Origin of the sequence: Thalassolituus sp. LLYu03, from assembly GCF_050507655.1 — a bacterium.
In the GTDB taxonomy this organism is placed as follows: Bacteria; Pseudomonadota; Gammaproteobacteria; order Pseudomonadales; family Oceanobacteraceae; genus Venatoribacter.
This window is the reverse complement of sequence record NZ_CP191496.1, coordinates 2,699,006-2,711,867: the sequence shown is the minus strand read 5'-3', so window position 1 is coordinate 2,711,867 and position 12,862 is coordinate 2,699,006. Positions and strand designations below refer to the sequence as shown.

The following is a 12,862-nucleotide window of genomic DNA, read 5'->3' as shown; positions in this document are numbered from 1 at the left end:
AACAATCTCATACGGAAATCACCCCATGAAAAACAGCATGACATTGAATGGTTTTACCCGCAGCGCACTGGCTCTGGCCGTATCGGCTGCCGTACCCCTGACCGCGCTGGCGGCCGACGAGGTCCGCGAACTGCCGGCCACTCAGGCCCAGTCGAAAGCGGAAGACAGCTACGCGGTATCGGAATCCACTCTGCCGAAGTACACCCAGCCACTGCTGGATACCGCCAAAACCATTACGGTCGTGCCGCAATCTGTGATGAAAGACCGTAACGTCGACAGCCTGAAAGACGCGCTGCGCAACGTACCGGGTATTTCCCTGGCCGCCGGTGAAGGCGGTCAGCCGACCGGAGACAGCATGTCCATCCGTGGTTTCTCGGCCCGTACCGACATCATGATCGATGGCGTGCGTGACATCGCCGGTTACTACCGCGACACCTACAACATTGAAGCCGTTGAAGTGGCCAAAGGCCCGGGCTCTGCCGTCAGCGGCCGTGGCTCGACCGGTGGCAGCATCAACCTGCAGCAGAAAGCCGCCAAACTGGATGCGGTGAACGACGTCAGCCTGCGTCTGGGCACCGAAAGTGATTACCGCGCGCAGCTGGATTCCAATCTGGTGCTGGGTGATACCACCGCCCTGCGTGTGAACCTGCTGACCGACGACGGCGATGTGGCCGGCCGTGACGAGGTGTACAACTCCAACGACGCCATCGCTCTGGCTTTCGGTACTGGCATCGGCACCGACTCCCGTTTCAGCGCCAACGTGGATTACCAGAAGCAGGACAATATGCCGGACTACGGTCTGCCATGGGTGGGTAAAGGCTCCAACCCGGTCGCGGAACTGGCCGATGAAGAAGGCAAGGCGCCGGACGTTGATTACAGCAATTTCTACGGCAACGTATACCGCGATTTTGAAGACATCACGGCCCAGTCGCTGACCCTGAAATACGAGAAAGACCTGAACGATTCCACCACCCTGCGTGTGCTGGGCCGTACCGGTACTGTTGAGCGTCAGTCGGTTGTGACCGCGCCACGCTTCTACGACATCGACACCACCACGGATGTACGTCAGAGCGACGAAAAAACCCGCGACACCAAAGACTCCCTGAGCGTGGTGCAGTTTGATGTGATCGGCCGCTATATGACCGGCAGCATTCAGCACGACGTGATTGCCGGTGTGGAAGTGTTCAGCGAAAAATCCGAGCGCTGGAATTACGACGACAATGGCACCGACAATCTGGATACCACGCCGGTGCTGGTAGACCTGTACAACCCGGATTCCCACATTGCCTACAACGGCCATTACAGCCGTGGCGATAAGCTGAGCGAAACCAAGGGTGACACCAGCGCGGTTTACGCCTTCGATACCCTGACTCTGAACGAGCAGTGGGAAGTGACGGCGGGTCTGCGTTACGACACCTTTAACACCGAATATTACTATCAGCTGAACAGCGATACCGATCCGAAAGCCAAGCGTGAAACCGCCGACAACATGCTGAGCTGGAACGCCGGTGTGGTGTACAAGCCAGCGAAAAACGGCAGTGTGTATTTCGGTGCCGGTAATTCCTTCAACCCGTCGGCTGAAGGTCTGACCATCAGCGCGGCGCAGGAAAATGTCGACCCGGAAGAAACCAGCAGCTACGAGCTGGGCACCAAATGGGAACTGCTGGACGGCAAAGCCTTCGCCAGCGCGGCCCTGTTCCGTACCGAAAAAGACAATGCCCGTACCACAGACCCAACCACGTCTGAAACCGTACTGGGTGGCAAGCAGCGCGTCGATGGTCTGGAGCTGAGCGTGGCCGGTGAAATTACCGACGCGATTTCCGTAACCGCCGCTTACACCTATATGGACAGCGAAGTGCTGGAATCCGGTACCGAAGCCGAAGTGGGTAACGAACTGGCGCGCACACCAAAAAGCTCTGCCAGCTTCTGGGGCCGTTATCAGATCACCGATAAACTGGCCGCCGGTGTTGGCGCTCAGTACATGGGTCAGCGTTACAACAGCGCTAACATCACATCGCGTGAAGTGGCTGAGGAATACATGATCTTCGACATGATGGTGTCGTATCAGGTGAATGATCAGTGGTCTGTGCAGATGAACGGCGCCAACCTGACCGATGAAGAATACATCGATCAGCTGGGCGGCGGTCATGGGGTTCCGGGTGAAGGTCGTTACCTGAGCCTGACCACCAACTTCAGCTTCTGATAACGCTTATTGACGACCATCAGGTTGTTAATGGTGTGATGAAGTAACATAGGCCGCCAGCGGATTTCCGCTGGTGGCTTTTGTGTTTTCTGAATTGTACGTTTTGCTCGTGGAGGTTTTATGCTGCTGAAAATTCCGTCGGTATTAAGCCGTGAACAGGTGGTTCAGGCCCGTGACATTCTTTTCGCCTCCGATTGGGTGGATGGCAGTGTTACCACCGGCTATCAGTCGGCGCGGGTTAAAAATAACCTGCAATTGCCGGAAAATTCCCAGGCTGCGCAGGTGCTGGGCGATCTGATTTTAGGCGCACTGGCCAATAATCCGCGGTTTATGTCAGCGGCATTGCCGGCGCGTATTTATCCGCCGATGTTTAATTGTTATCAGGGCGGCGGCAATTTCGGCGTGCACGTCGATAATGCGATTCGGCATGTCAGTGGCACGCCGGTAAAAATCCGCACTGATGTGTCGATGACGGTGTTTTTCTCCGACCCGGAAGAATACGAGGGCGGTGAGCTGGTGATCGAAGACACGTACGGCAGCCACAGCGTGAAATTACGCGCCGGTGATGCGGTACTGTATCCGTCGACCTCACTGCATCAGGTATTACCGGTGACCGCCGGACGCCGTCTGGCCTCGTTTTTCTGGATTCAGAGTATGATCCGCAGCGACGAGCAACGCGCACTGTTGTTTGATATGGATACCTCGTTGCAATCTCTGCAACAACAGCTGGACAACAGCGCTGAGCTGGTCAAACTGACCGGTGTGTACCATAACCTGATCCGCCAGTGGGCGGAGACCTGACCGATTAATTGCCGGAATCTGCCATGACCGATGATCACATTATCCGCCCTGCGCTGAATCACATTCCCGCCGATATTGTTTGCCTGCGCGATTACGAGCGCGCCGCGCTGGGTTTTATGCGCGAAGATATTCAGGCCTATGTCAACGGCGGTGCGGCGGATGAAATCACCGTACGTGACAACGCTCAGGCGTTCAGCAAACTGCGTCTGATTAACCGGGTATTCGGTGATTTTTCGGCGGCCAGCACACGGACCACGATTGCCGGTATTGAACTGGCATCGCCGCTGCTGCTGGCGCCGGTGGCGCATCAGCGTTTATTGCACGCGCAGGGTGAAGTGGCCACGGCGCAGGCGGCCGCGGCCATGAATGTGCCCATGATCGTCAGCACATTAAGCAGCATGCCGCTGGAGCAGATTGCCGCTCAGCTCGATCACTGGTGGTTTCAGCTGTACTGGCAGCCGGCACGGGATGCCAACGAATTATTACTGAAGCGCGCCCACGCGGCGGGTGCGCGCGCCATTGTTATTACGCTGGATGCGCCGGTCAGTGGTGTGCGTAACCGTGCCCAGCGTGCGGGCTTCCGGTTACCTGAAGGTGTACTCGAAGCCAATTTACTGGGGCTGCCGAAAGCCGCACCTGTTGCCCTGCAGGAAAATGACAGCGTGGTGTTTCAGCACTTTATGCGCCAGCGCCCCGGCATTGACGAATTACGCTGGCTGCGCGCACATACTGAGCTGCCATTAATCGCCAAAGGAATAAGTCATCCGGACGACGCCGTGCTGTTAAAAGAACTCGGCTTTAACGGCGTGATTATTTCCAATCATGGCGGACGTACCCTCGATACTTTGCCGCCCTCCATCGACAGTCTGCCGGCCATTCGCGCCGCTGTGGGTCAGGATTTTGCCATTCTGTTCGACAGCGGTATCCGCCGTGGTACCGATATTGTGAAAGCCCTGGCGCTGGGCGCCAATGCCGTGTGCGTTGGCCGTCCGCAATTGTGGGCATTGGCGGTGGCCGGTCCACTGGGCGTGGCGCATATGCTGCGCATTCTGCAGGAAGAACTGGAAATGGCCATGGCCTTTTGTGGTACGCCGACGCCGGCCGATATTGGTGGCCATTGCCTGCAAAATCCGCCGCTGTAAAACGGTTTCTGCACTGATCAGAATGTTGGCTTTTATTTACATAATCTTTGCAAATTGAATATCCGGTTGGCACAATCGCGCCGCTCAGTTATCGGGCATTTCTATTTGCAAAGGATTTTGTATGAAGCTTTCCCATCTTTGTCTGTCTCTTCTGCTGGCCGCACCCGCTGTACTGGCCGATTCTGCGATCAATGTTCCGGCGCCTGTGATGGAACCTTCCAATTGGCGCGTGACCTTTAACGCGGATTTTATGGCGGGCGGCGAAGAGCTGGCGTCCATTGAATTCGACGACGGCAGTTCACAGAATGTGAACGCCGGTGGTGGTCTGGTGCTCGGTATGGGGCTGCAGTACCGCGCGACTGAAAATATCGATACCGAAATGCGCATCAGCTATCTGTTTGATACCGCCAACGGTGAAACCGAATACGGCGATGAAATCAAACTCGGCTTCGATGCCTTTCCGCTGGATATGATGGCCTATTACCACGGCGAGAAGCACAGCATCGGCGCCGGTCTGACCTATCATATGAATCCGGCCTTTGATTTTAACGGCGATGTGTACGAGTTCGACAACGCCGCCGGCATGCTGATCGAGTACCGTTATTTCTGGGACAGCCGAACGGGTATTTCCGTTAAATACCAGAACATCGAATATACGCTGTCAGGTACGGATGTTACCTTTGACGGTACCGGTTTTGGTATCGGTCTGACATTCGGTCTGGATATGTACTGATCGCGCTCGGTGCGTCTTGTCTCTGAAATAGAAAGCCGGCATTTGCCGGCTTTTTATTTCGGATATCTGTGATTTTTCATTTCGCAGGGCGTGCAATGATTTATTGTCTAGGTTTATGTTAAGAGCATATGTTTATTACATTTATATTAAATAACTGATATTTATATTTTTTGCAATGCAGGCACCGTATTGGCAGAATCCTGACGATTTCTTTACTTTTATTTTCTGCAAGGATTCGTAATGAAGCTTTTTCCGGCTGTCTTATCACTTTTGCTTGTTTCTCCGTTTACGTTGGCTGAACCTTTGGTTGATACCAAGGCACTTGGCTCGTCTGCGGAGGATACCTCCCGCTGGCGGGTAACCTTTAATCTGGATGCGATGAGTGGCGGCGATGAACTGGCGACTGTTGAATTTCACGATAGCGGCCTCAAACAGACCATTCATGCCGGTGGCGGTGCGCTGATTGGTGCCGGGATTCAGTATCACGCTTCTGCACAGTTTGACGCGGAAGCCCGCCTGAACTACCTGACGAATTCGATAGATGGTGAAACGTACGACGGTGATGATTTTACCGTGAGCTTTGATGCGTTTCCGCTGGATATGATGGGCTACTACCACAATGGCAAGCACAGTATCGGTGCTGGCCTGAGCTATCACCTGAATCCGGAATATGATGTGGATGGAACCGTGATGGAATTTGATGATGCGCTCGGTGCCCTGATTGAATACCGCTATTTCTGGAAGCCACGCTTCGGTCTGACGGTAAAATACCAGAACATCGAATACACCTGGTCGGGCACGGATAATAAAGTGGATGGCAGCGGTCTGGGTGTCGGCGTCAGCTTTGGTCTGGAACTCTGAGTATTCAGAAGCGCACCCTGTCAAAATAAAAAGCCGGCAATTGCCGGCTTTTTATTTATCGGCTGACGACGCGCGTTTAATACACATCGCGTAAATAACGGCCGGCATCGGTCAGGCTGTCGATTAATTCATGGCCGAGTGTCTGACGCAGGCACTCATCCACGCTGCGGCCCATGCCGTTCAGGCTGCCGCACACCAGAATGGACGCGCCCTGAGTAATCCAGCGCAATAATTCCTGACTGTCGGCGCGCAGGACATCCTGCACATAACCGATATGACATTGTTCGCTCTCGTGCACAGGGCTCAGCTCAGTGTCGCTGGCGCGGGAAAATACACGGTCACAGCGGGTAATAATTTCACGTTCCTGCAGCGTGTTCAGTTCGTCGGCCAGAATGCAGTCGTGCTGAGGATGGCGTTCACCATAAATTAACCACAAAGGCCCCGGACGTTGGCTGAGTGCCCGTTGTTGCCAGTGTGCCCGCAGGCCGGCCATGCCGCTGCCGGCGCCGATTAAAATCACCGGCATGTGGGCGTGTGGATGGTGAAAGGCGGGGTTTGAGCGCACGCGGACGTTAATGGATTCACCGCTCTGCAGCCGCTGGCAGAGCAGGCCGCTGCCGGCGCCGGGGGTGCCGTCGGCCTGGTAGCGGGCGCGCACAATCAGGCTCAGTTCATGGGTATTGCTCATCGCCGATGCGATGCTGTATTCGCGCATGCCTGTCTTGTCGGGCAGATCCACACACACGATATCGCCCGCCTGCCATGTTGCATGCTCAGGTGCCTTTAACTGAATCAGGTACAGCGGCTGACTGTCGCTGGCCGGGTTCAGGCGTTCACGGCGGATAAAGGTCCAGACGCCGGCAGGGCTGTCTGAGTTGCTGGTTTCTGCAGCGGCTGGCGGCGCCTGATTCAGCACTTGTGCCGATACCAGACGTTGCCACCAGTCGTGAATGGCCGGACGCTGCATGCGGTCGACGCACACGGTGTCGAACAGCGGACGCGCGCCCCATTGCGCCAGAGCGCCGGCCAGCGACAAACCGAACTGGCAGAACGCCTGATAGCGGCTGTCGCCCAGTGCCAGCACGCCGAATTCCAGACCGGCGAATCCCTGTGGCGCCGTCTGTTCGGCGGCGCGCACAAAGCGGCGGGCGTTCAGTGGTGCTTCGCCATCGCCGGTGGTCGACGCCACCAGTAACAGACGGGCAGGATGGTTGCCGGCGTGTTGCACCAGACGCGGCAGGGCAGGCGCCAGTTCGTTGAGGCTGAACAGGCGCGCCGGAGTGCCCTGCTGGTGCAGGGCCTGAGTCAGCGCCTGCGCCAGCGAGCGGGCGTTGCCGCCTTCACTGGCGTAGGCGACCAGCGTCTGTGGCAGCGGTTGTCGGCGCAGCTGCCGGTTGGCGAGGCCGTTCAGCAGCGGGGCGCGGTAACACCAGAGGGTGAACGCCACCCACAGCAGGCCCAGAGTCAGGGCCTCGATCAGGGCCTGCGTGTTGCTCATCAGTCGGGCATCACTTCCAGCACGGCGGTGTAGCTGGCGCTGCGACTGGTGGCCGGCGCTTTGGCTTTATCGTCTTTGTAGGATGCTTCGAGGAAGTAGCGGCCGGCGCCGTTCCACTGAATGGCCACTTCGCCGTTGGCGTCGGTCTTCAGTTCAATTTCTTCCTGACTGTTGCGGTAACGGGTACCTTCACGCACCAGAGCCACGTCAACGCCCGCAGCCGGTTTGCCGTCCATCACGAAACGGAAACGCGCCACTTCACCGGCAAACAGATCGTTCGGGTGGGTAACCGGCACCAGTTCCAGACCCTGGTTAGTCAGCGCCAGTGCGCCCGTGGACGGTGTGCCGTTGGTAACGAAGGTTTCCATGCGGCGGGCGTTGTAGCTCACCTGCAGGTTTTTGGCGTTCTTCGGTACCGCTTTGTCGAACTCGCTGTCTTTGGCGGGTTTACCGCGCTCTGGCCAGAAGCCGCGTTTGCCGTCTTCGGTTTCCCAGCGGGCCATCAGACCGGCGCTGGCCACGCTGACGCGGTAGGTGCCTTCTTCGCTCAGGATCAGGTCGAAGGACGTACGGGTTTTACCGCTGTGCACGTCTTTGGCGTTGGCACTGCTGCCGTCCGGTGCGGTGACCAGAAAGGCGTTGGTGCGCAGCGCTGAGTGGTCGGCGGTGAAGATTTCGTTGGACACCGCGGCATCGAAGCTCACCACGGCTTCGTCGCCGGAAACCGTGGTCTGGTTTGGCAGAATCCAGGCGCGGTGGGCGTTGGCATTCAGCGCGGTCAGGGCCAGCAACAGCAGCGAGCCTTTGGCCAGATGAGATACGTTCATAGCGGGTTCCTTATGGCTTGATGGTCAGGGAAACAGTGGTCAGCTCGTTGCTGCCGTCGGCGGTCAGGCGCTGTTCGCTGCTTTGTGGCCAGCTGAACGGAATCTCCAGCAGTTCGCGGCCACCCACTTCACGTGCGGCTTCGACGCGCAGGCGGTAGTCACCCTTGGCCAGTGCCGCCAGCGGCTCGTTACCCAGCGTGAAATGCAGGCTGTGTTCGCCCGGGCCCTGGGTCGCACCGCTGACGCCGTCTACCGGCAGATCCATCGAGCGGCCACCACGACGCCACCACTGGCGCAGATCTTTCAGCCACTTCTCGCCGCCTTTGTTCTGCTTTTTGGTGTCGTACCAGACGGCCAGATTGCTCACCACCTGGTTGTCGGCGTTTTCGATCCACACGGCGACATACGGCTTGTGGTACTCGGCCACGTCCAGCTTCGGCAGGCCAACGGTAACGTCCAGATCAGCGGCCTGAACCTGACTGATGCCGGTCAGCAGGGTGGCTGCCAGCACGGCAGACGGCAGGGACAAGCGGGAAAACAGAATCATGCAGTGTGCTCCTTATGAGAGAGACCCTAGTGAACGGTCAGAATCAGAATGATGACGGGCAATACCACACCCAGCAGCGTCACCGGCCAGGTGCCGGGGCGCTGGCGGGCATAGCGGCTCAACAGCCACAGGCCGGTCAGGGAAAACACCAGACACAGCAGGGCAAAGGCATCGAGAAACCATTGCCACGCGGTGCCGGTATGACGGCCTTTGTGCAGGTCGTTCAGGTATGAAATCCAGCCGCGGTCGGTGTGCTCGTACACCAGCGTGCCAGCGTCGAGGTCGAGGCTCAGCCAGGCGTCGCCACCCGGGCGCGGCATGGCCAGATACACTTCGCCGCCGTCCCATTCCGCGTCGGTGGCCGGCGTGCGGATGTCGTGCTGCGCCTGCAACCACTGACGCACCGCCAGCGGCAAGGGGCCGGCTGCACGGTTATGCAGCAGCTGCATCAGGCCCGGCGTCAGCTCGGCTTCGAGCGTGGTGACCACCGGCTTGCCTTCGATATCGGCGGCGTGGTTCAGGGTGATGCCGGTTACGGCGAACAGCAGCAGCCCCACCAGACAAAACGCCGAGCTGATCCAGTGCCACTGGCGGGCAGTGCCCAGACTGGCGAAGGCGGAGCGTAAAGCCGTGGCAGACATGCGGATTCCTGATGCGCGGAAGAAAAATAATCGGCGCATGTTATCAGTTAGAATCTTAATGAGAAGTGTTTTTATTAATATCTGAGGTAAGGAAGGGTCAATGCAAGCTGTCAGGGCTGGCGTGGCGGTCAGAGCGGCTGCGGCAGTGCGCTCCGGGCGGTGTGTTCTGTGTGTGTTTCAGCCCGTGGCTTCACGGCGGCCCGGTTTGCAGCAGCAGGGCTCAGGGGGTAAGGTACTCAACATTCCTGTGAACTTTCTCAGTTATCCACCGTCGCAAAACCCGCGAACGCGCTGTGGCTGGTCCACACTTGCCTGTCATTGAACCCCACCAGACGAGGACGTTGTTATGTTGCCTTTGCTGATCCCCATCACCGCTTTGTTGTCCGGCGTGGCGTTATTGCTGCTCGGCACCGGTCTGCTGAACACCCTGCTGGCTCTGCGCGGCGCGCAGGAAGGCTACAGCGACAGCCTGATGGGTCTGATCATGGCCGGCTATTTTGTGGGCTTCTTTATCGGTACCTTTCTGGCGCTGCCGCTGATCCGGCGGATGGGGCATATCCGCGCCTTTGCCTTCTGCGCGGCGCTGGTGGCCTGCTCTGTATTGCTGCACGCGCTGGTGGTGAATCCCTGGGCCTGGGGTTTGTGCCGGGTATTAACCGGCACCGCGCTGGTGATTCTGTACACCGCCATCGAAAGCTGGCTGAACGCCCAGACCCCGGGCGAGCGCCGCGGGCAGGTGTTTGCCGTGTACATGGTGGTTAACCTGATTGCCCTGGCCGGCGCCCAGCAGTTTCTGCAGTTCGGCAGTGCCGACCAGTTTCCGCTGTACGCCATCGCCGCCATTCTGGTGTGCCTGAGCCTGCTGCCGGTGACCTGGACGCGGGTCCGCCAGCCCGAGGTACAGAACGTACAGCGTATGCCACTCAGTGAGCTGTACGCAGCGGCGCCGGTAGCACTGGCGGGTGCCTTGCTGTCGGGTCTGGCCATGGGGGCTTTCTGGGGCATGGGCGCGTTTTACGCCAGCCGTTCCGGGCTGGATGTGAGTGGCGTTGCCACCTTTATGACCTGCGCCATTCTGGGCGGCGCCGTGCTGCAGTATCCGCTGGGGCGTTATTCGGACCGCATCGACCGGCGCAAGGTGCTGGGTGGCGTGGCGGCGGCGGCGGTGCTGGCGGCGCTGCTGATGGCGGCCCTGTCGGGCACGGTATCGGGCTTGCTGGTCAGTGTGGCGCTGTACGGCGGACTGGCCTTTTGTATTTACCCGCTGACGGTCGCGCATCTGGTTGATCATCTGCCGTCGGACAAAATTCTGCCCGGCAGCAGCGCCCTGCTGCTGGTGCACGGTGTGGGCGCGGCCACGGGGCCTGCGGCGGCGGGCTGGCTGATGGACCACACCGGCACACAGGCCTTGCCGGTATGGTTTGCCATGATGCAGGGCTTACTGGCGCTGGCGGCCTTTATCAGCCTGCGCAGCAAAGCGCGCGACGACGCCGAGCATCCAGGCACTTTTGTGCCTATGGTGCGCACCACACCGACTGTGCTGGAAATGATGCCCGACGACGAACTGGCGCCGGCTGACGGAGCCATGGTTAACGGCGGTGGGGCGACCTCGGAAGCGCAGGGCAGCGACAAGGGTCAGCGCCGCGCCGGCTGATGGGTTTGCTGTGCTCTGGTGTCAGGCACTGGCGCTCAGGCAGCTGGTGTTGAGTGGCTGGCGTTAGGTAGCTGGCGTTGGGCGGCTGGCGTTAGGTGGCTGGCGTTGCTCCGCTTGAGGTTGAGGGTTAGTCGTCGATCGTGAGCACCGCGACCTGCCTGTGAAAGCGGCCGGGTAAACCGGCCGCCGTCAGGGAATGGACTCAGAAAGTAAAAGGCTCAGTTCAGCAATTCGCAGGAGCGGCGCAGAAAGGCCAGCGCGCCTTTGGCGGTCATGTCGTAAGGGTCAAAGTCGGTAGTGTCCGAGTATTTCAGCACCATTTCCTGCGTGATCTGACTGTCGGGCACATAACACATACTCCAGCGCTCCATCTCCCGCTCATCAATCTCTTCCAGTGTCAGCAGCTGCACGTTCTTGTGGCGCTTGTCGTGCAGAATGCGGGCGTACAGCTCTGACACCTTCGAACGCTTACCCTCAATGCACTGCAGAAAATACTTGCGGTTAAAGATCAGAACGCCGGTGATGCACTCTTTGCGGTTCCGTTCCGTGGACTGGTCGATCAGCTGTTTCAGCTCGTAATCGTTCCAGTGTTCCGTTTTTGTACTGGCGTAGATTAGGCGGACAAGCATCATGGGGGCATACTCCGGGGGCTTTTACTTACCCTAGATCAGCCCGACCGGCCTGCAAGGGCAGGCGCTGCCGGCAGGCCTGCCTTACCGGACAGTTCTTGCAGCGGCATCTTCACAAGGCTGTCGATTACCCATCTGGCCGGATACCGCAATGGCCCGGTGTATATCCGCCGTTCGATGCACACACCGCCAACGCCGGACGCCGTGCGCGATATGCTGCCCGCTTTATTTGAGTTGCTGCAACACGAAGAACACCCGGCCGTGCGTATTGTGCTGGGGCATTTTTTCTTTGTGTATATTCATCCGTATTTCGATGGTAACGGCCGTATGGGCCGCTTTTTAATGAACCTGATGATGGCCGCCGGTGGCTACCTCTGGACCGTGGTGCCGGTTGAACGCCGCACGGAATATATGGAAGCGCTGGAAGCCGCCAGCGTACGGCGGGATATTGTGCCGTTTACCCGGTTTTTGGGTGGTTTGCTCGGGTAAAACCTCTTATCTGGCTCCCACGCTCTGCGTGATAGTCTTTGCTGATACATTTGCGTTCCCACGCTCCGCGTGGGAACGAGAAAGCGCGGAGTATGGCAATGAGAAAAGAGTCCAGGCCTGTTATCAGGCTGGCAATCAATGGCGCTTAGAGCGGGTGTCCCGCTAGCGCCCTTCACCGATACGTTCACCTGTTTTCAAGGAATTACGAGTAGATTGTTATGAGTCAGTCCCATTCTTTTCAGCCAATATCAAAAAAGAATCTCAGTAAAATAAAAGCGGATGAATACCTTCTGATCCGTTTTCAAGCACCGGATGATGAAGAGTATTATCTGGACTACTTAACCGATCACAAACCCAAAAATCTGATGGATAAAGCCCGCGATCTGTTGGGAATAAAGGTACCTATACCAAATCTGAAACTGACTGAACTGGAACAACGCGTAGTTCACTGTGAAGCCACTATGTGCACGCTCAATCAGGCACTTTTCAACAATTTTGTATGTCTGGATAAGATTTCTATTTTCGGCGTAGAAGGCGCAGTATTCAGCATTGAAATAGGTTGGTTGGCGCCTGGCCTGATGACCCCTGATGCTGTGAAGCTGGTTTATGCCCGCCTGAAAGATGTTGGTGTCGATGATCTTATCGGGCATATCAGCACAGACAAGATCGCCGGCACAGGGTTATATCGGGAATGGATGACTGAAGAGCATTACAAGTCAGAGCAAAAAGCGCTGATCAGTGACTTTGAAAAATATAAAAAGATGCTGCAAGCTTGCGCAGAGAATGACTATGGATATGTGGTCTACTGCATCTGACAGACACACTTTCGTAATCCAT

Annotated in this window: 13 protein-coding genes; 8 read left to right on the top strand and 5 right to left on the bottom strand. The window is 57.6% G+C overall.

Going from position 1 to position 12,862, the window contains the following annotated elements; genetic code table 11:
* Window positions 1-25 precede the first annotated feature (25 nt).
* From ACQUQU_RS12295 to ACQUQU_RS12275, 5 genes are all read left to right on the top strand, one after another.
* Complete coding sequence (locus ACQUQU_RS12295; RefSeq protein ID WP_430459985.1) at window positions 26-2,203, top strand: TonB-dependent receptor; 2,178 nt, start codon at window positions 26-28, stop codon at window positions 2,201-2,203.
* A 120-nt stretch (window positions 2,204-2,323) separates the two neighbouring features.
* Window positions 2,324-3,004 carry a Fe2+-dependent dioxygenase gene (locus ACQUQU_RS12290; protein WP_430459984.1) on the top strand — a complete coding sequence of 227 codons (681 nt, stop codon included), beginning with the start codon at window positions 2,324-2,326 and terminating at the stop codon, window positions 3,002-3,004.
* A gap of 23 nt (window positions 3,005-3,027) precedes the next feature.
* Complete coding sequence (locus tag ACQUQU_RS12285) at window positions 3,028-4,146, top strand: alpha-hydroxy acid oxidase (protein ID WP_430459983.1); 1,119 nt, start codon at window positions 3,028-3,030, stop codon at window positions 4,144-4,146.
* A 121-nt stretch (window positions 4,147-4,267) separates the two neighbouring features.
* Entirely contained in the window at window positions 4,268-4,879 is a 612-nt protein-coding gene (locus tag ACQUQU_RS12280) for a hypothetical protein (RefSeq protein WP_430459982.1), read from the top strand.
* Between the two features lie 240 nt (window positions 4,880-5,119).
* Entirely contained in the window at window positions 5,120-5,740 is a 621-nt protein-coding gene (locus tag ACQUQU_RS12275; protein ID WP_430459981.1) for a hypothetical protein, read from the top strand.
* Window positions 5,741-5,816: 76 nt separating this feature from the next.
* Here ACQUQU_RS12275 and ACQUQU_RS12270 read toward each other — a convergent pair whose 3' ends face one another.
* The 4 genes from ACQUQU_RS12270 to ACQUQU_RS12255 are packed head-to-tail and all read right to left on the bottom strand — an operon-like array spanning window position 5,817 to window position 9,253.
* The gene (locus ACQUQU_RS12270) at window positions 5,817-7,238 is read right to left on the bottom strand and encodes an NADPH cytochrome P450 oxidoreductase family protein (protein WP_430459980.1); all 1,422 of its coding nucleotides are present in this window, start codon (window positions 7,236-7,238) and stop codon (window positions 5,817-5,819) included.
* On the bottom strand, window positions 7,238-8,065 hold the full coding sequence (locus tag ACQUQU_RS12265; protein WP_430459979.1) for a DUF4198 domain-containing protein: 828 nt from the start codon (window positions 8,063-8,065) through the stop codon (window positions 7,238-7,240). The genes ACQUQU_RS12270 and ACQUQU_RS12265 overlap by 1 nt, the downstream gene beginning before the upstream one ends.
* 10 nt (window positions 8,066-8,075) lie before the next feature.
* Window positions 8,076-8,612, bottom strand: coding sequence for a DUF2271 domain-containing protein (locus ACQUQU_RS12260; protein WP_430459978.1), 537 nt, complete (start codon window positions 8,610-8,612; stop codon window positions 8,076-8,078).
* 26 nt (window positions 8,613-8,638) lie between these two features.
* On the bottom strand, window positions 8,639-9,253 hold the full coding sequence (locus tag ACQUQU_RS12255) for a PepSY-associated TM helix domain-containing protein (RefSeq protein WP_430459977.1): 615 nt from the start codon (window positions 9,251-9,253) through the stop codon (window positions 8,639-8,641).
* Between the two features lie 346 nt (window positions 9,254-9,599).
* Between ACQUQU_RS12255 and ACQUQU_RS12250 the strand changes: the two genes are divergently transcribed.
* A complete protein-coding gene (locus ACQUQU_RS12250) occupies window positions 9,600-10,907 on the top strand; it encodes an MFS transporter (RefSeq protein ID WP_430459976.1) in 1,308 nt (435 codons plus the stop codon).
* A 218-nt stretch (window positions 10,908-11,125) separates the two neighbouring features.
* Here ACQUQU_RS12250 and ACQUQU_RS12245 read toward each other — a convergent pair whose 3' ends face one another.
* Window positions 11,126-11,539, bottom strand: a complete 414-nt coding sequence (locus ACQUQU_RS12245) for a BLUF domain-containing protein (protein ID WP_430459975.1) — start codon at window positions 11,537-11,539, stop codon at window positions 11,126-11,128.
* Between the two features lie 156 nt (window positions 11,540-11,695).
* On the opposite strand from ACQUQU_RS12245, the gene ACQUQU_RS12240 reads away from it, so the two are divergent.
* Together ACQUQU_RS12240 and ACQUQU_RS12235 are read left to right on the top strand one after the other, a co-directional pair.
* The gene (locus ACQUQU_RS12240; RefSeq protein WP_430459974.1) at window positions 11,696-12,025 is read left to right on the top strand and encodes a Fic family protein; all 330 of its coding nucleotides are present in this window, start codon (window positions 11,696-11,698) and stop codon (window positions 12,023-12,025) included.
* Between the two features lie 218 nt (window positions 12,026-12,243).
* Entirely contained in the window at window positions 12,244-12,840 is a 597-nt protein-coding gene (locus ACQUQU_RS12235) for a DUF1877 family protein (RefSeq protein ID WP_430459973.1), read from the top strand.
* The last annotated feature ends 22 nt before the right edge of the window (window positions 12,841-12,862 follow it).

Bases quoted from the DNA above. Each gene is read 5' to 3' on its own strand.
- ACQUQU_RS12295 (WP_430459985.1), top strand. From the start codon at position 26: ATGAAAAACAGCATGACATTGAATGGTTTTACCCGCAGCGCACTGGCT.
- ACQUQU_RS12290 (WP_430459984.1), top strand. From the start codon at position 2,324: ATGCTGCTGAAAATTCCGTCGGTATTAAGCCGTGAACAGGTGGTTCAG.
- ACQUQU_RS12285 (WP_430459983.1), top strand. From the start codon at position 3,028: ATGACCGATGATCACATTATCCGCCCTGCGCTGAATCACATTCCCGCC.
- ACQUQU_RS12280 (WP_430459982.1), top strand. From the start codon at position 4,268: ATGAAGCTTTCCCATCTTTGTCTGTCTCTTCTGCTGGCCGCACCCGCT.
- ACQUQU_RS12275 (WP_430459981.1), top strand. From the start codon at position 5,120: ATGAAGCTTTTTCCGGCTGTCTTATCACTTTTGCTTGTTTCTCCGTTT.
- ACQUQU_RS12270 (WP_430459980.1), bottom strand. From the start codon at position 7,238: ATGAGCAACACGCAGGCCCTGATCGAGGCCCTGACTCTGGGCCTGCTG.
- ACQUQU_RS12265 (WP_430459979.1), bottom strand. From the start codon at position 8,065: ATGAACGTATCTCATCTGGCCAAAGGCTCGCTGCTGTTGCTGGCCCTG.
- ACQUQU_RS12260 (WP_430459978.1), bottom strand. From the start codon at position 8,612: ATGATTCTGTTTTCCCGCTTGTCCCTGCCGTCTGCCGTGCTGGCAGCC.
- ACQUQU_RS12255 (WP_430459977.1), bottom strand. From the start codon at position 9,253: ATGTCTGCCACGGCTTTACGCTCCGCCTTCGCCAGTCTGGGCACTGCC.
- ACQUQU_RS12250 (WP_430459976.1), top strand. From the start codon at position 9,600: ATGTTGCCTTTGCTGATCCCCATCACCGCTTTGTTGTCCGGCGTGGCG.
- ACQUQU_RS12245 (WP_430459975.1), bottom strand. From the start codon at position 11,539: ATGATGCTTGTCCGCCTAATCTACGCCAGTACAAAAACGGAACACTGG.
- ACQUQU_RS12235 (WP_430459973.1), top strand. From the start codon at position 12,244: ATGAGTCAGTCCCATTCTTTTCAGCCAATATCAAAAAAGAATCTCAGT.